This is a genomic window from Microtetraspora fusca (assembly GCF_001570365.1).
GTDB classification, from domain to species: Bacteria; Actinomycetota; Actinomycetes; order Streptosporangiales; family Streptosporangiaceae; genus Microtetraspora; species Microtetraspora fusca.
In genome coordinates, this window is the sequence record NZ_BBYK01000052.1 from 56,442 (window position 1) to 80,331 (window position 23,890).

17 protein-coding genes are annotated in these 23,890 nt (G+C 70.1%); 9 read left to right on the forward strand and 8 right to left on the reverse strand.

Features of this window, described 5'->3' with window-relative positions; translation table 11 throughout:
• Window positions 1–20: 20 nt before the first annotated feature.
• The 3 genes from AWQ68_RS21945 to AWQ68_RS21955 all read right to left on the reverse strand — a co-directional run bounded on the left by AWQ68_RS21945 (window position 21) and on the right by AWQ68_RS21955 (window position 3,592).
• Window positions 21–1,517, reverse strand: a complete 1,497-nt coding sequence (locus AWQ68_RS21945; protein ID WP_169808966.1) for a glycosyltransferase family 39 protein — start codon at window positions 1,515–1,517, stop codon at window positions 21–23.
• Between the two features lie 120 nt (window positions 1,518–1,637).
• Window positions 1,638–2,012 (reverse strand): FKBP-type peptidyl-prolyl cis-trans isomerase, encoded by a 375-nt coding sequence (locus AWQ68_RS21950; RefSeq protein ID WP_066943106.1) that lies wholly within the window; start codon window positions 2,010–2,012, stop codon window positions 1,638–1,640.
• A 140-nt stretch (window positions 2,013–2,152) separates the two neighbouring features.
• The gene (locus AWQ68_RS21955; protein WP_066943108.1) at window positions 2,153–3,592 is read right to left on the reverse strand and encodes a GuaB1 family IMP dehydrogenase-related protein; all 1,440 of its coding nucleotides are present in this window, start codon (window positions 3,590–3,592) and stop codon (window positions 2,153–2,155) included.
• A 117-nt stretch (window positions 3,593–3,709) separates the two neighbouring features.
• Between AWQ68_RS21955 and AWQ68_RS21960 the strand changes: the two genes are divergently transcribed.
• Window positions 3,710–4,183: a GyrI-like domain-containing protein gene (locus AWQ68_RS21960; RefSeq protein ID WP_066943110.1), complete on the forward strand. Its 474-nt coding sequence runs from the start codon at window positions 3,710–3,712 to the stop codon at window positions 4,181–4,183.
• 18 nt (window positions 4,184–4,201) lie between these two features.
• Here AWQ68_RS21960 and AWQ68_RS21965 read toward each other — a convergent pair whose 3' ends face one another.
• Window positions 4,202–5,320, reverse strand: a complete 1,119-nt coding sequence (locus tag AWQ68_RS21965) for a CaiB/BaiF CoA transferase family protein (RefSeq protein WP_066943112.1) — start codon at window positions 5,318–5,320, stop codon at window positions 4,202–4,204.
• 227 nt (window positions 5,321–5,547) lie between these two features.
• On the opposite strand from AWQ68_RS21965, the gene AWQ68_RS21970 reads away from it, so the two are divergent.
• On the forward strand, window positions 5,548–6,918 hold the full coding sequence (locus tag AWQ68_RS21970) for an FAD-binding oxidoreductase (protein ID WP_066943114.1): 1,371 nt from the start codon (window positions 5,548–5,550) through the stop codon (window positions 6,916–6,918).
• A 3-nt stretch (window positions 6,919–6,921) separates the two neighbouring features.
• Window positions 6,922–8,181, forward strand: a complete 1,260-nt coding sequence (locus AWQ68_RS21975; RefSeq protein ID WP_066943115.1) for a class I SAM-dependent methyltransferase — start codon at window positions 6,922–6,924, stop codon at window positions 8,179–8,181.
• Window positions 8,182–8,223: 42 nt separating this feature from the next.
• On the opposite strand, the gene AWQ68_RS21980 is transcribed toward AWQ68_RS21975, so the two are convergent.
• On the reverse strand, window positions 8,224–9,747 hold the full coding sequence (locus AWQ68_RS21980) for a long-chain-fatty-acid--CoA ligase (protein ID WP_066943118.1): 1,524 nt from the start codon (window positions 9,745–9,747) through the stop codon (window positions 8,224–8,226).
• A 169-nt stretch (window positions 9,748–9,916) separates the two neighbouring features.
• Between AWQ68_RS21980 and AWQ68_RS21985 the strand changes: the two genes are divergently transcribed.
• On the forward strand, window positions 9,917–11,188 hold the full coding sequence (locus AWQ68_RS21985) for a cytochrome P450 (RefSeq protein WP_066943120.1): 1,272 nt from the start codon (window positions 9,917–9,919) through the stop codon (window positions 11,186–11,188).
• An 18-nt stretch (window positions 11,189–11,206) separates the two neighbouring features.
• Here the strand turns inward: AWQ68_RS21985 and AWQ68_RS21990 are convergent, their stop codons facing one another.
• Window positions 11,207–13,129: a hypothetical protein gene (locus AWQ68_RS21990; protein WP_066943121.1), complete on the reverse strand. Its 1,923-nt coding sequence runs from the start codon at window positions 13,127–13,129 to the stop codon at window positions 11,207–11,209.
• Window positions 13,130–13,579: 450 nt separating this feature from the next.
• Between AWQ68_RS21990 and leuS the strand changes: the two genes are divergently transcribed.
• From leuS to AWQ68_RS45140, 3 genes are all read left to right on the forward strand, one after another.
• The gene (gene leuS, locus AWQ68_RS21995; RefSeq protein WP_157545567.1) at window positions 13,580–16,042 is read left to right on the forward strand and encodes a leucine--tRNA ligase; all 2,463 of its coding nucleotides are present in this window, start codon (window positions 13,580–13,582) and stop codon (window positions 16,040–16,042) included.
• Between the two features lie 33 nt (window positions 16,043–16,075).
• Window positions 16,076–16,309 (forward strand): hypothetical protein, encoded by a 234-nt coding sequence (locus AWQ68_RS22000; protein WP_066943122.1) that lies wholly within the window; start codon window positions 16,076–16,078, stop codon window positions 16,307–16,309.
• A 166-nt stretch (window positions 16,310–16,475) separates the two neighbouring features.
• Complete coding sequence (locus AWQ68_RS45140; protein ID WP_245656032.1) at window positions 16,476–18,071, forward strand: cellulase family glycosylhydrolase; 1,596 nt, start codon at window positions 16,476–16,478, stop codon at window positions 18,069–18,071.
• 24 nt (window positions 18,072–18,095) lie between these two features.
• On the opposite strand, the gene AWQ68_RS22010 is transcribed toward AWQ68_RS45140, so the two are convergent.
• Together AWQ68_RS22010 and lexA are read right to left on the reverse strand one after the other, a co-directional pair.
• The gene (locus AWQ68_RS22010) at window positions 18,096–19,217 is read right to left on the reverse strand and encodes a MalY/PatB family protein (RefSeq protein ID WP_218006970.1); all 1,122 of its coding nucleotides are present in this window, start codon (window positions 19,215–19,217) and stop codon (window positions 18,096–18,098) included.
• Between the two features lie 110 nt (window positions 19,218–19,327).
• A complete protein-coding gene (lexA, locus tag AWQ68_RS22015; RefSeq protein WP_066943128.1) occupies window positions 19,328–20,029 on the reverse strand; it encodes a transcriptional repressor LexA in 702 nt (233 codons plus the stop codon).
• Window positions 20,030–20,455: 426 nt separating this feature from the next.
• Here lexA and nrdR point away from each other — a divergent pair, with 426 nt between their 5' ends.
• On the forward strand, window positions 20,456–20,917 hold the full coding sequence (gene nrdR / locus AWQ68_RS22020) for a transcriptional regulator NrdR (RefSeq protein ID WP_066943130.1): 462 nt from the start codon (window positions 20,456–20,458) through the stop codon (window positions 20,915–20,917).
• 109 nt (window positions 20,918–21,026) lie between these two features.
• Window positions 21,027–23,861, forward strand: a complete 2,835-nt coding sequence (locus tag AWQ68_RS22025) for a vitamin B12-dependent ribonucleotide reductase (protein ID WP_066943132.1) — start codon at window positions 21,027–21,029, stop codon at window positions 23,859–23,861.
• Window positions 23,862–23,890: the final 29 nt, after the last annotated feature.

Below are 23,890 nucleotides of genomic sequence, written 5' to 3' on the forward strand. Positions count from 1 at the left end.
GCCCATCCGGGGACGGGCGGTCAGCTGTAGTGACGCAGCTCAGGCCACAGGGCCCCCCACGTGGTGACCGGATCCCGGCACACGGTGACGGGCACGCCCTGCTCCTCTCCGGCCATGCCGTCGACGGACGCGACCTGATCGCAGCGGGCGAACCGCCCGGTCAGGTAGGACGACGGGGCTCCCACCACGACCGCGACACGGGCCGTTTCGGGCGGCGGCCCCCACCAGTAGAGCTCGTTGTGCGGGCTGTGCACCGTGGGCAGGCCGTACTCCCCGGCCCACCGGTCGAGCGCTCCGGCCTCCCCGTAGTTGGCGGCGAGCAGGACGGCACGCGCGCGGTCATCCGCCGGAAGCGCGCGTACGACCGCGGCCACCTGGGAGGCGAACCCGGGCCAGCCGACCGACTCGCGGGCGACCTCGTTCGCCAGCGCGACCGGGGTGCCGCGCAGCGACTCGGCCGGGATGACCGGCAGGGCGAAGACGACGTTGGAGACCGCCCCCAGGGCGACCGCGGCCGTGACGAGGACCCGCCGCCGGGGCCGTCCGGCGGCCCATTCCAGCGTGGGCGCGCATCCGGCGGCGAAGAGCAGGAGCAACAGCCCCGCCACGTAGTCCGGGCGCCCACCCGCGTAGAGCACGACCGCGCAGCACAGCGGGTACGCGATCGCGAGCGATCGGACGGCGCGGTCGCGCCAGAGCCGGATCCATCCGGCGGCCATGACGGGGACGAGCGGCCAGCTCACCAGGACGAGCTGCAACGGGACGAACGTGATTCGGTTGTTGTCCCCCTCATCGACCTTCAGGGCGGCCGCCATCTGCGCCTGCGGCCAGTCGTGGGTGACCTGGTAGACCACGTTCGGCGCGGCGATCGCCAGCGCGAGCAGCGCGCCGAGCCACAGTCGCGGGTCGCGCAGCGCCGTCCGGGGACCGGCGAGCAGGATCCCGGCGCCGACCCCGGCGAGCAGCAGCACGATGAGTTGCCGGTTGTAGGCGGCCACGCCCGCCGCCGCTCCAACGGCGAGCCACCAGCGGCCGTCGCCGCGCCGCAGCGCGCGCAGGATGAACAGGATCGTGGCCGTCCACAGCGGCAGATCGAGTGTGAGGGTGAGCAGCGCGTGCCCGGCGACCAGCGGGAACAGGCCGGTCGCGATCCCGGCCGCGGCCATGATCTGCGCGGCGCGGCCCCCGCCCAGCTCGCGGGCCACGCAGGCCACGAGGACGACGAGGACGCCCGTCACCACAGCGGGGACGACCCGAAGCGCGGTGACGGTGTCGCCGAAGAGCGCGGTGGAGATCCGGGCCACCAGCGGGGTGAGGGGCGGGGTGTCGAAGTAGCCCAGCCGGGGACGCTGCCCGAGCAGGCGGAAGTAGAGCTCGTCGCGGTGGTAGCCGTACCAGGGGCTGACCGAGAGCAGGACGGCGGTGGCGGCGAGCGCGATGGCGCCGACCGGCCGGAGCGCGAAGCGAGGAATGGACGGTTCCCGGTCGGTCCGGGTGATCTGGGGGGTCCTGGTCACACGGTCATCATCGACGGGAACGCCGCGCGGTGGAATCCGGATCGGCCGCCGATTCCGGTCCGGAGCGCCGGGCGCGGGCCTTCACGACGCCGCGCGTCGTGAAGGCCCCCGCCCGATCGATCAGCTCACGCCGAGCAGGTCGACCACGAAGATCAGCGTCTCGCCCGGCCTGATGGCGTTGCCCGCGCCGCGGTCGCCGTACCCGAGGTGCGGCGGGATGGTGAGCCGGCGCCGCCCGCCGACCTTCATCCCGGCGACGCCCTGGTCCCAGCCGGCGATGACCCGGCCGGCGCCCAGCGGGAACTGGAACGGCGTGCCGCGGTTCCACGACGCGTCGAACTCCTCGCCGGTCGAGAACGCGACGCCGACGTAGTGCACGCTCACGGTGTGTCCGGGCTTGGCCTCCGGGCCGTCACCCTTTACGAGATCGACGATCTCCAGGTCCTTGGGCGCGTCGCCCTCGGGGAAGTCGATCTCGGGCTTTTCCAGTGCCACCTGGCTCTCCTTGTCGTGGTCGTGTCACTCGGGGCCGGGGCCCGATGCCCTGGCCAACCGGATGACTCTACCGGGCGCCGCCCCGCGGTCCGGGCCGCATGGAAACATCGCCGCGGGCCGGGGTGGACGGCGCCCGGTTGTCACCAGCTCTGGTGCAGGGGCATCCCCTCGGTGTAGCCGGACGCGCTCTGCACGCCGACGACGGCCCGCTCGTGGAACTCCTCCAGGCTGGTGGCGCCGGCGTAGGTGCACGCGGAGCGCAGGCCCGCCACGATCGCGTCGATCTGGTCCTCGACACTGGGCCGCACCGGGTCGAGGAACATCCGCGAGGTGGAGATGCCCTCCTCGAACAGCGCCTTGCGCGCCCGCTCGAACGGCGAGTCCTCGGCCGTGCGCAGCCGTACGGCACGGGCCGACGCCATGCCGAAGTTCTCCTTGTACTTCCGGCCGTCCGCGGCGGTCCGCGTGTCACCCGGCGACTCGTACGTCCCGGCGAACCAGGAGCCGATCATGACGTTGGCCGCGCCGGCGGCGAGGGCGAGGGCCACGTCGCGCGGGTGCCGCACGCCGCCGTCGGCCCACACTTGGCGGCCCAGCCGGCGCGCCTCGGCCGCGCACTCCAGCACTGCGGAGAACTGGGGACGGCCGACGCCCGTCATCATCCGGGTGGTGCACATGGCGCCGGGGCCGACGCCGACCTTGACGATGTCGGCGCCCGCCTCGACCAGGTCGCGCACGCCCTCGGCGGTCACGACGTTGCCCGCCACGACGGGGACGCCGGGGTCGAGCGCGCGCACGGCGCGCAGCGCGGAGATCATCTTGTCCTGGTGGCCGTGCGCGGTGTCCACCACGAGCACGTCCACACCCGCGTCGAGCAGCTCCTTGGCGCGCGCGCCCACGTCGCCGTTGACGCCGACCGCGGCCGCGACGCGCAGTCGCCCGGAGGCGTCCACCGCGGGCTCGTACAGCGTGGCGCGCAGCGCGCCGGTGCGGGTCAGGATGCCGACCAGGCGGCCCTCACCGTCCACGACGGGGGCGAGCCGGTGCCGGTGCTCGTGCAGGGAGTCGAAGGCGACCTTGGGGTCGGTGCCCCGGGGCAGCGTCTGCGGCGACGGGGTCATGACCTGGGAGAGCTGGGTGAACATGTCGACGCCGTGGCAGTCGGCCTCGGTGACCACGCCGACCGGGCGGTTGTCCCAGTCGACGACGATGACCGCGCCGTGCGCCCGCTTGGGCAGCAGGTTCAGCGCCTCGCCGACGGTGTCGTGCGGCGTCAGCGTGATCGGCGTGTCGTGGACGAGGTCGCGCTCCTTCACCCAGGCGATCACGTTGGCCACCACGTCGAACGGTATGTCCTGAGGGATAACGGCGATGCCGCCACGCCTGGCCACGGTCTCCGCCATGCGGCGGCCCGCCACGGCTGTCATGTTGGCCACGACGATCGGGATGGTGGTGCCCGTGCCGTCCTTGGCCGAGAGGTCGACGGCCAGTCGGGACCCGACCGAGGAGCGGGACGGGACCATGAAGACGTCGCTGTACGTGAGATCGTAGGGCGGCGTCACATCATTGAGGAATCGCACGTTTGTCCAGCCTATGCGGTGAACGGATGAAGTTGGCATTCCCGCCGGTCCGGTGCCGTGCACCAGCGATCCGCTTTCGTAGGATCCGTGGTGGCGAGGGAACCATTGGGAGGAAATGTGATCATCGTGGACCGGCCGGAGGTGCTCGTCGTCGGCCATGCCGTACGGACGACCAACGCGGCGGAGGCCGACCCCGCCCGTGCCCAGCTTCCGGCGCTGTGGGCCCGTGCGGGCGCGGCCGGAGCCTTCGCGCACGTGCCCGGGCGCGTGGACGAGAACCTGTACGCCGTGCTGACGGACTACGAGAGCGACCACAACGGGGCCTACACCCAGATCGTCGGCGTCGCCGTCCACACCGCGGCGCGGCTGCCCGAGGGCATGGTCGCCGTACGGGTGCCGGGCGTGCCGGCGATGCGGCTCGAGGCGCGCGGCCCGATGCCGGACGCGCTCCTGGACGTCTGGGAGCAGGTGTGGAAGCACACCGAGTCCGGCGGCACGCCGCCCCGCGCGTTCACGACGGACCTGGAGATCCACCACCCGGCGGGCGTGGACCTCTTCGTCGCCGTGCTGCCGTCCTTCGGGGACTCCTGACCCCTTCGGGGATTCCTCTCACGCCAGCGTGCCCGCCTCGCGCAGCGCGGTCGCGGTGGTGTCGTCCAGCCCCCACGGGTCGAGGTCGAGCAGGCGGGTCGCGGGGGCGAGGTCGCTCCGCCCGGCCCCCAGCAGCCGGGGCACGGGCGCGGGCTGAGTGACCCCGTCCACCTCCACGAAGGCGCCGCGCGCCTCGTTGTGCGGGTGGCGCGCGGCCTCGGCCATGGAGAGCACCGGGGACACGCAGGCGTCCGACCCCTCGAAGACGGCCTCCCACTCGGCCCGGGTGCGGCCGCGGAACGCCGCGGCGAGCCGCTCGCGGATCACCGGCCAGTTGGCCCGGTCGTCGCGGTCGGGCAGGTCGGAAAGGCCCATCTTCGCCAGCATCTCGGCCCAGAACTGCGGTTCCAGCGCGCCCACGGCCATGTAGCCGCCGTCCGCCGTCTCGTACGTGTCGTACATCGGGGCGCCGGTGTCCAGCAGGTTCGTGCCGCGCGGACCCCACAGGCCGGACTGCACGGCCTGGTAGAACATCGCGACCATCGCCGCCGCGCCGTCCACCATCGCGGCGTCGATCACCCGGCCGCGCCCGGTGCGCTCCCGCTCGAAGAGGGCGAGCAGGATGCCGTACGCGAGCATGAGCCCGCCGCCCGCGAAGTCGCCGACGATGTTGATCGGCGGCGTGGGCCGCTCGCCCTCCCGGCCGAGCATCGACAGGACGCCCGAGACGGCGATGTAGTCGATGTCGTGCCCTGCCCTCGGCGCCAGCGGGCCGTCCTGGCCCCATCCGGTCATCCGGCCGTACACCAGACGCTCGTTCACGGCGTGCAGGTCGGCCGGGCCGATGCCGAGCCGCTCGGCCACACCGGGCCGGAACACCTCGATCACCACGTCGGCGTTGGCGGCGAGCGTCTTGAACGCCTCCACGCCCGCGGGGGACTTCAGGTCGAGCCCGATCGTGCGCTTGCCCCGGTCCATCACGTCCCGGCGCGGCGCGTCGGTGACCGCGGCCACCCGGTCGACGCGCAGCACCTCCGCGCCGTGGTCGGCCAGCATCATCCCGGCGAACGGCCCCGGCGCGAGACCGGCGAGCTCCAGCACGCGTATTCCGGCCAGCGGGCCCTTCCCGTCGCTCATGGGAGCCTCCTCGGCGTCGCGTCCGTACGGCAGGCACACGAGTAGAACAAGGTTCGGTGCATCGGCGCAAGTCGGGGCAGGTGCGAAGAAATCGCCGCCCCCCCTGAGGATCACTGATTCCGGCGCCCTGATAGTTTTCTCGGGCTTAACGTGTCCGGTCTGGTCTGGGATGGTTTCCAGGGATAGCGTTCCCTAGAGACGATCTCTACATTCCTGGGGGTGGTTTCATGCCAGAGCGCACGGCCAATATGACCGCCCACGACAAGGCGGTCGAGCAGATCAGGGAGTCGTACGCCGCGATCCCCGAAGGCTCCGCGCCGCGACTGGCGAAGGCCACCACGAACCTCTTCCGCTTCCGGGAGCCGGTCAAGACGGCCAAGCTCTCCGCACGTGACCTCGACCAGGTCATCGAGGTGGACCCGGAGCGCAGGACGGCCGAGGTCCAGGGCATGACGACGTACGAGAACCTCGTCGACGCCACCCTGCCGTACGGCCTGATGCCGTACGTGGTGCCCCAGTTGAAGACGATCACGCTGGGCGGCGCGGTGACCGGCCTCGGCATCGAGTCCAGCAGCTTCAGGGACGGACTCCCGCACGAGTCGGTCGAGGAGCTGGAGATCCTGACCGGCGACGGGCGGATCGTCGTCGCCCGGGAAGAGGGCGAGTACGCCGACCTGTTCCGGGCCTTCCCGAACTCCTACGGCACGCTCGGCTACGCGCTGCGGATCCGGATCAAGCTGGCCCCGGTGAAGCCGTTCGTCCGGTTGACCCACGTGCGCTTCACCGACGCCGCCAAGTGCATGCTCGCCATGCAGGAGATCTGCCAGAGCGGCGAGCATGACGGCGAGCGGGTCGACTTCGTCGACGGCACCTACTTCGGTCCCGACGAGCTCTACGTCACGATCGGCACGTTCGCCGACACGGCGCCGTACGTGTCCGACTACACCGGGATGCGCATCTACTACCAGTCGCTGCGCACGCGCACCCGTGACTGGCTGACCGTCCGCGACTACCTCTGGCGCTGGGACACCGACTGGTTCTGGTGCTCGCGCGCGTTCGGCGTGCAGCAGCCGCTGGTCCGCTCGCTCCTGCCGCGCCGCTGGCTCCGCTCCGACGTCTACCGCCGCCTCGTCGGCCTCGACCAGAGGTACGGCATGACCGCGCGGCTGGACCGCTGGCGCGACCGGCCGGTGCAGGAGTCGGTCATCCAGGACGTCGAGGTGCCGCTGGAGCGGGGCGCCGAGTTCCTGGAGTTCTTCCAGGAGCAGGTCGGCATGACGCCGGTCTGGATGTGCCCGCTGAAGGCGACGCGGCAGTGGTCGCTCTATCCGCTGGAGCCCGGCCGGCTCTACGTGAACTTCGGCTTCTGGGGAATGGTGCCGCTGCCCAGAGGCACGCACGACGGTCATCACAACCGTTTGATCGAGAACGCCGTGCACGAGCTGGAGGGGCACAAGTCCCTCTACTCCTCCTCCTTCTATGAGCGGGAGGAATTCTGGCGGCTGTACAACGGGGACGCCTACTGGCCGGTCAAACACGCCTACGACCCCGGCGGGCGCTTGCTCGACCTGTATGAGAAGTGTGTACGGGGAAGGTGATCAATGAAACTCGCCGAGATCTTCGAGAAGATCGTTGGTCCGGACGCGGGCGTGCAGTTCGTCGCATATGACGGGAGCAAAGCGGGTTCCCCCTCCGCCGACGTCCGCATTGAGGTGAAGTCGCCCATCGCGGTCGCGTATCTCGCGCAGGCTCCGGGTGAACTCGGTCTGGCCCGGGCGTACGTCTCCGGCCACATCGACGTCCACGGCGACATGTACGAGCTGCTCAACCGGATGTGGTCGCTGACGCTCAACGACATCCCGCTCAGCGAGAAGATCGCGGCCGTGCGGGCGCTCGGCACCAAGCCGCTGTTGATGCGGGTGCCGCCGCCGCCCCAGGAGATGCGGCGCAGCACGCTGGCCCGGCTCGGCAGCCGGCACGCCAAGAAGCGCGACGCCGAGGCGATCCACCACCACTACGACGTCTCCAACCGGTTCTACGAGTGGGTGCTCGGCCCCTCCATGGCGTACACGTGCGCGGTCTTCCCGACGGCGGACGCCACGCTGGAGGAGGCGCAGTACACCAAGTTCGACCTGGTGGCCAAGAAGCTGGACCTCCAGCCCGGCATGCGGCTGCTCGACATCGGCTGCGGCTGGGGCGGCATGGTCATGCACGCCGCCCGCGAGTACGGTGTGAAGGCCCTCGGTGTCACGCTGTCGCGGCAGCAGGCCGAGTGGGCGCAGAAGGCCATCGCCGAGGCCGGCCTGTCCGAGCTGGCCGAGGTCCGCTTCATGGACTATCGCGACGTCAAGGAGTCGGGCTTCGACCGGGTCAGCTCGATCGGCCTCACCGAGCACATCGGCAAGGACAACCTGCCGTCGTACTTCTCCTTCCTGTACAGCAAGCTCAAGCCGGGCGGGCGGCTGCTCAACCACTGCATCACCCGCCCGACCGGCAAGGAGAAGACGATCAACAAGGGCGGTTTCATCAACCGCTACGTCTTCCCGGACGGCGAGCTGGAGTCGGTGGGCCACCTGGTCCGCCAGATGGAGGACACCGGGTTCGAGATCCGCCACCAGGAGAACCTCCGCGAGCACTACGCGCTCACGCTGCGCGAGTGGTGCGCCAACCTCGACGCCCACTGGGACGAGGCGGTCCAGGAGGTCGGCCGGGGCATCGCCCGGGTGTGGCGGCTCTACATGGCCGGCTGCGTGGTCGGGTTCGAGCGCAACAAGGTCCAGCTCCACCAGGTCCTCGGCGTCAAGCTCGGCCGTGAGGCGCGGTCCCACGTGGCGCTCCGCCCGTCGCTCGACTGGCCGTGAGCCCGGGCGGAGGCCGTCCGCAGTGCTACGCCGCCCTGACCGCTACCGCAGCTCCCGCTTGAGGATCTTGCCGGTGGCGGTCATGGGCAGGGCGTCGCGGAACTCGACGATCCGCGGGTACTTGTAGGCCGCCATCATCTCGCGGCTCCACGCGATCAGCTCGTCGTCCGTGACCGTCGCGTCCGCCTTGCGGATGACGTACGCCTTGATCTCCTCGCCGTGCGAGTCGTGCGGGACGCCGACGACCGCGGCGAGCGAGACGGCGGGGTGGGTCATCAGCACCTCCTCGATCTCGCGCGGGTAGACGTTGAAGCCGCCGCGGATGATCATGTCCTTGGCGCGGTCCACGATGAAGTAGTAGCCGTCCTCGTCGCGCCTGGCCACGTCGCCGGTGCGGAACCAGCCGTCCTTCATGACCTCGGCCGTCGCCTCGGGCCGGTTGTAGTAGCCCTTCATGACGTTGTGGCCGCGGACGGCGATCTCGCCCAGCTCGTCCTGGGTGTTCCACTCGGCGTCGATGAGCTTCATCTCCACGCCCCAGACGGGGGTGCCGATCGAGCCGGGCTTCGTCGGCCGGCCCGGCTGGTTGAAGGCCGCCACCGGGGACGTCTCCGACAGGCCGTACCCTTCGAGAACGCCGACGCCGAAGGTCGCCGAGAAGTCCTTGAGCACCTCGACCGGGATCGCCGCGCCTCCGGAGACGGCGGTGACCAGGGTGGAGGGCACCTCGGCGGCGCCGGTGTGGACCGCGGTCAGCATCGCCCAGTACATCGTGGGCACACCGGCGAACATCGTGACCTTCTCCGCGGCCATCAGCTTGAGGGCCTCGGCCGGCTCGAAACGGGGCAGCAGTACCAGCGCCGCGCGCCGCCGGAACCCGACGTTCATCATCGTGGTCTGGCCGAAGGAGTGGAACAGCGGCAGCGTGGCGAGGAAGACGTCGTCACCCTGGTGGGGGAACATGTCGTCGCTCACCATGGCGTTGAGCAGCATGTTCTGGTGGCTCAGCTCGGCGCCCTTGGGCTGTCCGGTGGTCCCGCTGGTGTAGAGGATGACGGCCGTGTCGTCGGGCGCCGTCTGCACCGTCTCGAACTCGCCGGATATCCCGTCGAGCGCCGCCCACAGCGACTCGCCGTACGGCGACTCCGTGGCGAACGCCTGCGCGGGCAGCACGAAGAAGTGCTCAGCGCCGGACTCCTCGAAGCCCTTGCGGCCACGCTCGCCGAGCGGGAGCTCCGGGGTGCCCTCGAAGCAGAAGAACGCCTTCGCCTCGGAGTCGTCGAGGTGGTAGGAGATCTCCCGCGACTGGAGGAGCACGTTCAGCGGGACGACGGTCGCGCCCGTCTTGAGGATGCCGAAGTAGACGAAGGGGAAGTAGGGGAGGTTCGGGCAGGCCAGCGCCACCTTGTCGCCCTTGCCGACGCCGCGTGAGACGAGCAGGTTCGCCACCTGGTTGGCGACGGTGTTGACGAGGGAGTAGGGCAGGCGAAGATCCCCGAAGATCACGGCGGTCCGGTCCGGGAATTCACGGGCGCTGTCTTCGAGCACGACAGAAAGATTGAGCATCGCCGCTCCTCGGTTCATGGGGGGTTACATACCGACCGGTTGGTAACACACCGTACTAGGAGATCGCCCGGAATGTCATGATCGCGGGAACATCTGGCGCGGGTACGGGCGCTGTGGCAGCATCAAAACCGAACGGCATTCCAGTCATCGCCGACCCGGGAGTCCGCCCATGACTTCTCAGCCCGTGGAACGCACGCCGATCAGGTCGGCGGCCGACGTCAATCTGACCGACTGGGACTTCTGGGCCCGGCCCATGGAGGAGCGCGAGCGCGCCTTCGCGTTGCTCCGCGGCCTGGAGACGCCCGCGTTCTTCGCCGAGCCCGAGTCGCCGTTCGCGACCGTCGGCCCCGGCTACTACGCCCTCGCCCGGCACGCCGACATCGTCGAGGTGAGCCGGAACCCCGAGATCTTCTGCTCCGGTGACGGCGGCTCGACGAACATCATCGACATGCCCGCCGAGTTCGCCGAGTACTTCGGCTCGATGATCAATATGGACGACCCGCGGCACGCCCGGCTGCGCCGGATCGTCTCGCGGGCGTTCACGCCGCGGATGATCAAGCAGTTCGAGGCCGACGTCGAGGCGGCGGCCGCAGGCATCGTCGACGACCTGCTGGAGACCGGGCCGGGGTGCGACTTCGTCACCGAGGTGGCCGCCCGCCTCCCCTTGAAGATCATCTGCGACATGATGGGCATCGCCGAGCGGGACTACGGGTTCGTCTTCGACCGGTCCAACATCATCCTCGGGGCCGGCGACCCAGAGTACGTCGCCGACCAGGAGGCCATCGCCACCGCGCTGCTCTCCGCCGGGATGGACCTGCAGCAGCTCGTGCAGGAGCTCGCCGCCCACCGCGCCGACAACCCCACCGACGATCTCACCTCGGCGCTCGTCAACGCCAACATCGACGGTGAGCGGCTGACCGCGCAGGAGCTCGGCTCGTTCTTCATCCTGCTCGTCGTGGCCGGCAACGAGACCACCCGCAACGCCATCTCGTACGGCATGCGCCTGCTCACGCTCCACCCCGAGCAGCGCAGGCTGTGGACCGACGACCTCGCCGCGCGCACGCCGGGCGCGGTCGAGGAGATCGTACGGCTCGCCTCACCGGTCAACTACATGCGCCGCAAGGTCACCCGCGACCACGAGATGAACGGCACGCTGTACCGGAAGGGCGAGAAGGTCGTCCTCTACTACTGGTCGGCGAACCGGGACGAGTCGGTGTTCACCGACCCGCTCCGCTTCGACATCCTCCGCGATCCCAACCCGCACCTGGGCTTCGGCGGGCCGGGCCCGCACTTCTGCCTCGGCGCTCACCTGGCCCGGCGGGAGATCAGCGTGATGTTCCGCGAGCTGCTCACACGGGTGCCGGGGATCGAGGTGGGCGAGCCGGAGCTGCTCTTCTCCAGCTTCATCAACGGCACCAAGCACATGACCTGCACGTTCTGACGTGGGTGCCCCGGTCGGCTAGCCGACCGGGCGGATCCGCTTGAAGACCGTGTTGATGTCGGGCAGCAGCTCGTTCTTCTGCTTGGGCACCTGCATGTAGACGATCGTGGGCAGCTCGCCGCCCGCGTCCAGGGCCGCGACGACCGCGGTGGTCTGCTCGGCGCCCGACTTCACCGTGTACGCCACGAGCTGACCGGTCATGCCGCCCCGCGACACCCGCTGCTGGGCGGCCTTGGAGACCTTGTTGTCCTTGTCGAAGAGCCTCTGCCGGGCCTGGAGCATCACCGAGTTGATCACCGGGCCGAGGTCGTCCCCGGCGGTGTACTTCGCGGCGAGCGACTTCTCCAGCGGCCCGGTCATCACCTGGGCGAACTGCGGCTTGCCCCCGGGCGTCATCCCGGCCGCCACGTACTGGCGGGTGGCGAAGCCGTACGTGTCGTGGATGTGCTGGCTGCGCTGGTCGAGCGTCCAGGGGCCGCCGAACTTGGGCAGCGTGATCTTGCCCTCGGAGTCGGTGACCGTCCCGGCCACCGGAGACGGCGTGCCCTTGTACGTCGGCAGGGCGGGGAGCGACTGCGGCTTGGCGGCGACCGGCGCCGACTGCTTGGCGGACGGCTTGCTGGACGGCGTCGTGTCGTCCGGGGAGTCGCCGCTCAGCGGGCCGGAGACGAACGCCCACACCAGCGCGGCGACCAGCGCGATGACCACCGTGCCGAGCAGCGCGAACAGCCAGATCGGCCGCCTGTTCTCGTCCTCGTAGTAATCGTCGTTCGGGTCGCGCTCACCCTCGGGGCCGAAGACGGTGTTCCACAGCTCCTCCTGGCGGTGCGCCGGAGGGGTCTTCGGGCCGCTGATCTGGCCGGCCGTGACGAACGGCCGGTACGGGTCGTCGGCGCGCTCCATGCCCCCCTGGGGCGCTTGGCCGTGCGGGCCGGCGGCTGGGGGGAAGCCGGGGTGCTGCTGCGGGGCGGGATGCCCGGCGGGCGGCGGACCGCCGGGGGCCGCCTGCGGGGGCGCGGTGGGCGCGGGCATCGACATCGTCGAGTCCGGCGCGGGCGCCGACGGGGTGGGCAGGGACATCGTGGCGTCGGCGGCCGCGGCCCCGCCGAAGGCCAAGCGGTCGTCGCGCAGCGGGTCCGGACGGTCCTGCCGCACGCCCAGCGGATCCGGGCGCATCGGGTCGGGCGCCAGCGGATCCGGACGCATCGGGTCGGGCGCCAGCGGATCGGGCCGGTCCGCAGAGGGGCCGGAGCGCAGAGGGTCCTGGCGGATGCCGAGCGGGTCGTCGCGCAACGGGTCGGGACGGTCCTGCCGCACGCCCAGCGGGTCCGGGCGCATCGGGTCGGGCGCCAGCGGGTCGGGGCGGGAGGAGTCCGTGGGAAGGGGGTCGGGCCACATCGGCTCCGGCCGCCTGCCGTTGTCCTGGCGGGCCGGCTCGCTCCAGGCCGAGTCCTGGCGGGCGGGCTCCGGCCACATGCTGTCCTGTCGCGCGTGCTCCCGCCGGGGCGTCTCCCACACGTCTTGGCGCGATTGCTCGGACCACGCGTCCTGACGCGCGGGTTCGGGGCGCACGCCCAGCGGGTCGCTCCCGTACGAGGCCGGCGGCGGCGGGAGGAAGGGGTTGGGACCGGTCGCGTGCTGCGACGACTGCGGCATGCCGTACGGGTCGTCGGCGCGGGTGTCGCCGTAGGAGGCCGCCGGGGGAAGGTACGCGTCGCGCGCCTCTCCACCATAAGAGGGGTTCCCTGAGGGGCCCATTGGTGGGTACTGTCCGGTGTGCCGCGACGGATCCGCGGCGTGTTCGGCCGCCTCGAACGACCGCGCGGACGGCGTGAACGACGAGCCCGGAGGGACCTCGGGCCACGCGGGCGGGACCTCCGGCCACGCCGGCGTCCGCTGCGACTCGCTGTGCTCCGAGGGCACGGTACCTCCCGTGATCATGCCCGAATTGGGTGCGCCTGGCATGATCTCATGCGAACCTGGCGACGCCGTATGGAAACCCGAGAATGCTCCGCGGAATTGCTCGCCCGTCGGGTCGGTCGGCGGGTCCTGCATCGGAAGATCCGTCTGCGGGAATTCCGGGCCCGAACCCGGCTGGACTGAGTTCACCACAGCGAAGAGAGTAAACTAAAAGGACATAGACGGTCACAGCGGATCTATCACCTTGCCGTATCTCCGTCCAGATGCGATGCCGTCCGGATAGATCCTGAAGCGACGCTCTTGCCGTCTGCGCTACCCTTGGTATATGCGCGCCGCGACCCTGCTTGCTTGGCCGCATCGACTGGGCTGATTCTCCCTCGATGCGGCTGCCCCTCGTGCGAAGCGGGGGGCTTTGTTGTGAGCAGGCGCCCTCACCGTGCCTTTAAGGAAAGCATCCCTTCGGGAGTTGACGTGGACGAGCTGGTGTACGACCCGCAGGCGCTGCAGGCCAAATGGCTGCAGCGGTGGGAGGAGCTGAACCCCTTCGCGGCGGAGGAGGACAAGGCGGACACCAGGCCGCGCCGCTACATGCTCGACATGTTCCCGTACCCGTCGGGCGACCTGCACATGGGCCACGGCGAGGTGTTCGCCATCGGCGATGTCGTCGCGCGCTACTGGTTCCAGAAGGGCTACAACGTCCTGCACCCCATCGGGTGGGACTCCTTCGGCCTGCCCGCGGAGAACGCGGCGATCAAGCGCGACGCCCACCCCGCCGAGTGGACCTACGCCAACATCGAGACCCAGGCGAACTCCTTCAAGCGCTACGCCATCTCCTTCGACTGGTCGCGGCGGCTGCACACGAGCGACGAGGACTACTACCGCTGGAACCAGTGGCTGTTCAACCGCTTCTATGAGCGCGGCCTGGCCTACCGCAAGGGCGGCCTGGTCAACTGGTGCCCGACGGACCAGACGGTGCTGGCCAACGAGCAGGTCGTGGCCGGCAAGTGCGAGCGCTGCGGTTCGGACGTGGTCCGCCGCGAGCTGACGCAGTGGTACTTCAAGATCACCGACTACGCCGACCGGCTGCTGGACGACATGACCCTGCTGGAGGGCGGCTGGCCCGAGCGGGTGCTCACCATGCAGCGCAACTGGATCGGCCGCTCCACCGGCGCCGACGTCCAGTTCCGCATCGAGGGCAGGGACGAGCCGGTCACCGTCTACACCACCCGCCCCGACACGCTGTTCGGCGCGACGTTCTTCGTGGTCGCGGCCGACGCCGCGCTGGCGGAGGAGATCGTGGCCCCCGACCGGCGCGAGGCGCTGGAGGCCTACCGCGCCGAGGTGGCCAAGCTGTCCGACATCGAGCGCCTGTCCACCGAGAAGGAGAAGACCGGCGTCTTCCTGGGCGTTCACGCGATCAACCCGGTGAACGGCGAGCGGATCCCGGTCTGGGCGGCCGACTACGTCCTGTCCGACTACGGCCACGGCGCCATCATGGCGGTCCCCGCCCATGACCAGCGCGACCTGGACTTCGCGCTGAAGTTCGGGCTGCCGGTCAAGGTCGTCGTCCACACCGGCATGGCCGACCCGGGCGAGACCGGCGTCGCCACCCCGGGTGAGGGCACGCTGGTCAACTCCGGGCCCCTGGACGGCCTGACCAAGGCCGAGGCGATCGCGCGGATCATCGAGATCCTGGCGGAGCGGGGCACCGGGCGCGCGACGGTCAACTTCCGGCTGCGCGACTGGCTGCTGTCCCGGCAGCGCTTCTGGGGCACCCCGATCCCGATCATCCACTGTCCCGACTGCGGCGAGGTCCCGGTCCCCGACGACCAGCTCCCCGTCACGCTGCCCGACCTGCGCGGCGCCGACCTGAAGCCCAAGGGCGTCTCGCCGCTGGCCGCGGCCACCGACTGGGTCAACGTGGAGTGCCCCAAGTGCGGCGGCGCCGCCAAGCGGGACACCGACACGATGGACACCTTCGTCGACTCCTCGTGGTACTTCCTGCGCTACTGCTCCCCGGGGTACGAGGACGGTCCGTTCGACCCGGGCCGGGTCCGCCGCTGGGGCCCGATCGACCAGTACGTCGGCGGCGTGGAGCACGCCGTGCTGCACCTGCTGTACTCGCGGTTCTTCACCAAGGTCCTGTTCGACATGGGCATGCTGACCTTCACCGAGCCGTTCCTGCGGCTGCTGAACCAGGGCCAGGTCATCAACCAGGGCAAGGCCATGTCCAAGTCGCTGGGCAACGGCGTCGACCTCGGCCAGCAGATCGACGCGTTCGGCGTGGACGCGGTCCGGCTGACCATGGTCTTCGCCGGCCCGCCGGAGGACGACATCGACTGGGCCGACGTCTCGCCCGCCGCCTCGCAGAAGTTCCTGGCCCGCGCCTTCCGCGTGATGGCCGAGGCGGGCGCGGCCTCCGCGCCGGGCGCCGACGTCGCCGCGGGCGACCTGGAGCTGCGCAAGGCCACCCACCGGACCATCGACGAGGTCACCAAGCTGGTGGACGTCCACCGCTTCAACGTGGCGGTGGCCCGCATGATGGAGCTGACGTCGGCGGCGCGCAAGGCCATCGACTCCGGCCCGGGCGCCGGCGACCCCGCCGTCCGCGAGGCCGCCGAGACGCTGGCCGTCATGCTGTCGCTGGTCGCGCCGTACACGGCGGAGGAGGGCTGGGAGCGGCTCGGCCACGCCCCGTCGGTGGCGCGGGCCGGCTGGCCGGTCGCCGACCCGGCGCTGCTGGTGCGCGAGTCGGTCACCTGCGTGGTCCAGGTCGCGGGCAAGGTCCGCGACCGCCTCGAGGTGTCGCCGGAGATCTCCGCCGCCGAGCTGGAGGCGCTGGCGCTGGCCAGCGAGAAGGTCCGGCCGTACCTGGACGGCGCCCCGCGCAAGGTGATCGTCCGCGAGCCGAAGCTGGTCAACATCGTCCCCTGATGCCCCGGCGGCACCCTGAGTAAAGTCTCGATCATGAGATGGCTCGGGGCGCTGCTCCTGGGGGCCGGGCTCGCCGTGACGGCGTGCGGCGGGGCCGGAGACGGCCTCACCGGCGCGACGGCGCAGGTGTCCGGTGACGGCCCCGCCGGCTCAAGCGAGGGCCGCTCCGTGTCCCGGGCCACGCTCAGGCCGGCCGAGGGCGTGCCCGCGGCGTTCGCCTGGAAACCGGCGCTCGACGGGGAGCTGGACACCGTGACCCGGCATTGACGCTCACCGATCAGATCGACACAATGGCGGCCGAGCCATAAATCACACATTGTTAGGCGTGCGGTCAGGGCATGCCACGACCACCCACCGCGTGAGCGGTGGTCCTGGAGCGTGCGCCTGACCATCCGGCTCACGTCAGCCGCGCCTCCGGGATGGGAGGCACGTCTTGTCCAGACGTATTCTCGGCGGGCTGGCCACTGTCGCCGCGATGGCGGCGGCCGTACTCGTCGCGACCGGATCGCCGGCGCAGGCGGCGGGCACCGGGACCGGATACCTGCACACCAGCGGCAACAAGATCGTGGACAGCACGGGGGCGACCGTCCGGCTGACCGGCATCAACTGGTTCGGCATGGAGACCGACAACAAGACCTTCCACGGCCTGTGGTCCGGCAACCCGTGGAAGAGCCAGCTCGACCTGATGGCGAGCCTCGGCTACAACACCATCCGGGTCCCGTGGTCCGACGACGCCGTCAAGCCGGGCGCCGTCGCCACGAGCGTCAACACCTACACCAACCCCGACCTGGTCGGGCTGTCCCCGATGCAGATCCTCGACAAGGTCGTGGACTACGCGGGCGCCAAGGGGATGCGGATCATCCTGGACCGGCACCGGCCGACCAGTGCGGGCCAGTCACCGCTCTGGTACACCTCCACGGTCTCGGAGGCGACCTGGATCGCCGACTGGAAGGCGCTCGCCCAGCACTACGCGGGCAACACGACCGTCATCGGCGCGGACCTGCACAACGAGCCGCACGCCGAGGGCACCAACCCCGCGGCCACCGGCGCGTGCTGGGGATGCGGCGACGTGAACCGCGACTGGCGGCTGGCGGCCGAGCGGGCCGGCAACGCCGTCCTCGCCGTCCAGCCCAACTGGCTGATCTTCGTCGAGGGCGTGAGCTGCCCGAGCGGGGGCCTGTCCAACGTCTGGGACAACGACCCGAGCAACGACGAGGACTGCGGCTGGTGGGGCGGCAACCTCAGCAAGGCCAAGGACTACCCGGTGCGGCTCAACGTGCCGAACCGCCTGGTCTACTCACCTCACGAGTACGCCACCTCGGTGTATCACCAAGCATGGTTCGACGACCCGTCCTACCCCGCCAACATGCCCGCCATCTGGGACCGGTACTGGGGCTACCTGTACAAGCAGAACATCGCCCCGATCATGGTGGGCGAGTTCGGCACCACGCTGGCGAGCAACGTCGACAAGGTCTGGCTCCAGGAGCTGATGAAGTACCTCGGGAGCGGCGTCAATGGCATGTCGTTCACGTACTGGTCGTGGAACCCCAACTCGGGCGACACGGGCGGCATCCTCAAGGACGACTGGACCACCGTCGACCAGGCCAAGCAGAGCATCCTCCAGCCGTACCTGATCCCGCCCACGGGTGGCGGCACGCCGTCTCCCTCGGCCTCGCCGTCCGTGTCCCCTTCCGTCTCGCCCTCGGCCCCTCCGTCTGGAGGGAAGGCATGTACAGCGACCTACTCGGTGACCAACTCGTGGAGCGACGGCTTCCAGGGTGAGGTCGCGGTCAAGAACACCGGGACGGCGGCGATGTCCGGATGGACGGTGAAGTGGACCTTCCCGAACGGCCAGACGATCAGCCAGCTCTGGAACGGCACGCTCGCCGTGAACGGCTCCTCGGTCACGGTGACCAACCTGAACTGGAACGGCGCCCTGGCGGTGAACGCCTCGACGACGTTCGGCTTCAGCGCGTCCTGGTCCGGCGCCAACGGCGGCCCGGCGTCGGTCACCTGCACCGCGTCCTGAGCGCCGCCCCCGCAGGGCGGCCGGTCAGGACAGCGCGGCGGAGATGCGGCTGAGCATCTCCTCCAGGATCGGCTCCGAGGTGCCGAAATTGAGCCGCGCGTAGCCCTCGCCCCCCGGGCCGAACAGCGGCCCGGGGTTCAACCGCACCCGCGCCTCCCGCTCCAGGAACGCCGCCGGATCCTCGTCGAGGAAGCCGAGGTCGAGCCACCCCAGATAGGTGGCCTCGGGGATCCGGTAGCCGACCCGGGGCGGGAGCCGCTTGGCGATCAGGCGGCGGTTGCGGTCGAGGATCGCGAGCACCTCGGCCAGCCAGTCGTCGCCGTGCCGCCAGGCGGCCACGGTGGCCTCGACGCCGAGCAGGTTCGGCGCGCCGTAGATGTGGGCGGGCTGCGTGTCCACCGCCTCCCGTACGGCCGCGGAGCCGAGGTGGGCGACGCAGCAGCGGATGCCGCCCATGTTGAACGCCTTCGTCGCGGACGTGAGCGTGACCGTGCGGTCGGGGAGGATCGTGCCGAACGAGATGTGGGTCCGCGGCGCGTACGTCAGGTCGGCGTGGATCTCGTCGGAGACGACGAGGGCGTCGTGCCGCTCGGCGTACGCGGCGAGGGCGGCGAGCTCCTCCGCGGTGAACACCCGGCCGGTCGGGTTGTGCGGGTTGACCACGAGCAGCACGTCGGCCCGCTCGTCCGGGACCTCGAACCGCCAGCCTTCGCCGTCCGGCACCATCGGGATGGGAAGCAGCCGCCGGCCCATCTGCGTGATCGTGTCCAGGAACGGATGGTAGGCCGGGGTGTGCAGGGCGACGGTGTCACCGGGCCGGGTGGTCAGGTGCAGCAGGACCTGGAGCGCCTGGTTGACGTCGCTGTACGAGCGGACGTGGCCGGGGTCGAGGCGGAAGCCGTACCGGGTCTCCATGCGCTCGGCGAACGCCTCGGCGAGGGGAGCGACGGAGGGCTGGTCGATCCAGGAGGGGTAGCCGAGGTCGGTCTCGACCCGGCGCACCAGCGCCTCGCGCACCGGCTCCGGAACGGGGAAGTCCATGTCGGCGACCCAGGAGGGGATCACACCGGGTGCGGTCTCCGACCACTTGAGGCCGTCACGGCGGGACGCCGCCTCAAGGGTGAGCTGGTCAAGGTTGCGCGTCACACCAGTAAGCCTATTTGCGGCAATCACCGGCATTGTCCGCTGGCCGGCCGTTCACGCTGGTGCTCCGCGGTGACCCGGGTCACCGCGGAGCGACGCGCGGACGAACCGGACTACAGCTTGCGCAGGACGGCGGTGACCTTGCCCAGGACGGTCGCCTCGTCGCCCGGGATCGGCTCGTAGTTGGCGTTGTGCGGAACGAGCCAGACGTGGCCGTCCTTGCGCTTGAAGGTCTTGACCGTGGCCTCGCCGTCGATCATGGCGGCCACAACGTCGCCGTTGTCCGCGACCGGCTGCTGGCGCACCACGACCCAGTCGCCGTCGGCGATCGCCAGGTCGATCATCGAGTCGCCGCTGACCTGGAGGAGGAACAGCGTGCCCTCGCCGACGAGCTGCTTGGGCAGCGCGAAGACGTCCTCGATGCTCTGCTCGGCCAGGATCGGGCCTCCGGCCGCGATGCGGCCGACAAGCGGCACGTACGCGGCGGTCGGGCGGCTGAAGCTCGGCTCAACCTCGGCGGCGTCCGGATCGACCCACAGCACCGGCTCGCCCGGCAGCCGGACCTCCAGGGCGCGGGGCCGGTGCGGGTCACGGCGCAGGTAGCCCTTGCGCTGCAAGGCGGTGAGCTGATGCGACACGCTCGAGGTGCTGGTCAGCTGGACCGCCTCGCCGATCTCGCGCATCGACGGCGGATATCCGCGCTGTTGCACCGAGTCGCGGATCACCTCGAGGATCTTGCGCTGCCTGGGGGTGAGACCAAGGGAGTCCCGCCTGCGCACCGCCAGGTCGTTGACGCTCTCATCCTGCCCGCTCACCAAACCACCTCCCAATCCGTGTTCTTCATGTCGCACAGAGCGACGGTACCCCGATCGAAGATCATCTTCAAACAATTGTTCGATTCGATGTGAATCGCCGTCACCTGCACAGTTGTACCGCCATCGTACGGGAGTTCGATCGACACCGTGTTCGATATTGCCGAGATTTCGCCGATCTTCTTGTAGGGTGCCCGCGCGATGTCGTTGGGGTAGGCGACACGCCCGGGATTCCAGAGGGTTCCGCTGGTTGAACAGCCACTTCGCTCGGCAGGGGTTCGCCGACTTGCGTTCAAGGTCGGGCACTTCTACGGTTGGACCACAACATCTAGTAGTTACAGAGATGTACTTCACCACAGCTTGTGTTTCCGTGACCGCTTCACGACGCTTTCGTGAGGTGGGCGTAAGCGTTTCCAGGGAGGCGATGACGTGCACTGCCCGTTCTGCCGTCACCCGGACACGCGGGTCGTCGACAGCCGCTCGACCGAGGACGGGGCGGCCATCCGCCGCCGGCGTACCTGCTCCGAATGCGGGCGCAGGTTCACCACGCAGGAGACCGTCCTCCTCATGGTCAGCAAGCGCAGCGGGGTGACCGAGCCGTTCTCGCGGGACAAGGTCGTCGCCGGAGTGCGACGGGCCTGTCAGGGGCGTCCGGTCGGCGAGGATTCTCTCGCCCAGCTCGGGCAGCTTGTGGAGGAGAGCATCAGGGCCACCGGATGCGCCGAGATCGCCTCGCACGAGGTGGGTCTGGCCATCCTGGGGCCGCTGCGCGAGCTGGACGAGGTCGCCTACCTGCGTTTCGCCTCCGTCTATCGGGGGTTCGAGACGCTCGCCGACTTCGAGGCCGAGATCGAGCAGCTCAGAGCCGCGCGCGCCGCCGTCCAGCAGTAGCGGCGGAAGGTGGCGGGGCCGCCCACGTCGGCCATCGTCACTCAGGGTGATCAAACAGACACGTGATCGGATGCGAGGGGCTCCCACCGGGCCCCGGAAGGGGGAATTCATGACGGAGATCGTGAACGGCACCGAGACGGGCACCGGGGGACGCGGTGGCAAGCGGCCGCGTAAGGGTCTCAAGATGAAGCGCGTCTTCACCACCCCGGGGGTCCATCCGTACGACACGGTCGCCTGGGAGCGCCGCGACGTCGTCATGACGAACTGGCGCGACGGCTCGATCAACTTCGAGCAGCGCGGTGTGGAGTTCCCCGAGTTCTGGTCGGTCAACGCCGCCAACATCGTCACCAGCAAGTACTTCCGCGGCGCCGTCGGCACGCCGCAGCGCGAGTCGAGCCTGCGGCAGCTGGTCGACCGCGTCGTGGACGTCTACACCAAGACCGGCGTCGAGAACGGCTACTTCGCCACGGACGAGGACGCCGAGATCTTCGACCACGAGCTGAAGCACGCTCTGGTCCACCAGATCTTCAGCTTCAACTCGCCCGTGTGGTTCAACGTGGGAACCGCCTCGCCGCAGCAGGTGAGCGCGTGCTTCATCCTGGCCGTGGACGACCAGATGGAGTCCATCCTGGAGTGGTACAAGGAAGAGGGCGTCATCTTCAAGGGCGGCTCCGGCTCCGGGATCAACCTCTCCCGCATCCGGTCCAGCAAGGAGCTGCTCTCCAGCGGTGGCACGGCCAGCGGGCCGGTGTCGTTCATGCGCGGCGCCGACGCCTCGGCGGGCACCATCAAGTCCGGCGGCGCCACCCGCCGGGCGGCCAAGATGGTCGTCCTCGACGTCGACCACCCCGACATCGAGGAGTTCATCGACACCAAGGCGCGCGAGGAGGACAAGATCCGCGCGCTGCGGGACGCCGGGTTCGACATGGACCTCGGCGGCAAGGACATCGTGTCCGTGCAGTACCAGAACGCCAACAACTCCGTCCGCGTCTCGGACGAGTTCATGCGCGCGGTCGAGAACGGCGGCGACTTCGGTCTGCGCGCGCGGCTGACCGGCGAGATCATCGAGAAGGTCGACGCCCGGTCGCTGTTCCGCAGGATGGCCCAGGCCGCCTGGGAGTGCGCCGACCCCGGCCTGCAGTACGACGACACGATCAACGACTGGCACACCTGCCCCGAGACCGGGCGCATCACGGCCAGCAACCCCTGCTCGGAGTACCTCCACCTGGACAACTCCTCCTGCAACCTCGCGTCGATCAACCTGCTGAAGTTCCTGCGCGACGACGACACGTTCGACGTGGACAGCTTCGTCAAGCTGACCGAGCTGATCATCACGGCGATGGACGTCTCGATCACCTTCGCCGACTTCCCGACCGAGAAGATCGGTGAGACCACCCGGGCGTACCGGCAGCTCGGCATCGGCTACGCCAACCTGGGCGCGCTGCTGATGGCCACCGGCCACGCGTACGACTCCGAGGGCGGCCGGGCGATCGCCGCGGCGATCACCTCGCTGATGACCGGAGTCTCCTACCGGCGCTCGGCCGAGCTCGCCGCGATCGTCGGCCCGTACGACGGCTACGAGCGCAACGCGGAGCCGCACAAGCGCGTCATGCGCAAGCACGCGAGCGCCAACGACGACCTGCGCACGGTCGACGCGATGGACAAGAAGATCCACACCGAGGCGACCCGCCAGTGGCAGGAGTGCCTCCGGCTGGGCGAGAAGAACGGCTACCGCAACGCCCAGGCGTCGCTGCTCGCGCCCACCGGCACCATCGGCCTGATGATGGACTGCGACACCACCGGCATCGAGCCCGACCTCGCCCTGGTCAAGTTCAAGAAGCTGGTCGGCGGCGGCTCCATGCAGATCGTCAACCAGACCATCCCGCGGGCGCTGCGGCGGCTCGGCTACCAGGAGGAGCAGGTCGAGGCGATCGTCGAGTACATCGCCGAGCACGGTCACGTCGTGGACGCCCCCGGCCTGCGCGCCGAGCACTACGAGGTGTTCGACTGCGCGATGGGCGAGCGGGCCATCGCCCCGATGGGCCACGTCCGGATGATGGCCGCCGTCCAGCCGTTCCTGTCCGGCGCGATCTCCAAGACGGTCAACCTGCCCGAGTCGGCCACGGCGGACGACATCGAGCAGGTCTACCTGGAGGGCTGGAAGCTCGGCCTGAAGGCCCTGGCCGTCTACCGGGACAACTGCAAGGTGGGCCAGCCGCTCTCGGCGGCGAAGAAGACCTCCGAGACCGCCTCGGAGGAGGCCGCCCCCGAGGTCCAGGTCATCGAGGTGCCCCGGCCCACCCGGCGGCGCCTGCCGAACCAGCGGCCGAGCATCACCACGCGGTTCACCGTGGGCGGAGCCAAGGGCTACATGACCGCGTCGTCCTACCCCGACGACGGTCTCGGCGAGGTCTTCCTCAAGATGTCCAAGCAGGGCTCGACCCTCGCGGGCGTCATGGACGCCTTCTCCGTCGCCATCTCGATCGGCCTGCAGTACGGCGTTCCGCTGGACACCTACGTCCAGAAGTTCGTCAACATGCGGTTCGAGCCGGCCGGCATGACCGACGACCCGGACGTCCGGATGGCCCAGTCCGTCATGGACTACATCTTCCGGCGGCTGGCGCTCGACTACCTGCCGTACGAGGACCGGGCCGCGCTCGGCATCTTCTCCGCCGCCGAGCGGGCCGCGCAGGCGCGCGGCGAGGACCCGGCCGCGCTGCACGAGGTCGTGGACACGGCGGCGCTGGCCCAGTCCGCGCCGATCGAGCAGAAGCGCGCGGAGGTGGCGCGCTCCGAGCCGAAGCACTCCTCCTCCGACTCCCTGGAGAGCCACCAGGGCCGTACGGCGGACGCGCCGCTCTGCATGACCTGCGGCACGAAGATGCGCCCGGCCGGAAGCTGCTACGTCTGCGAGGGCTGCGGCAGCACCAGCGGCTGCAGCTGATATTGGGCGAAGTTGCAGCCGAAGCAACA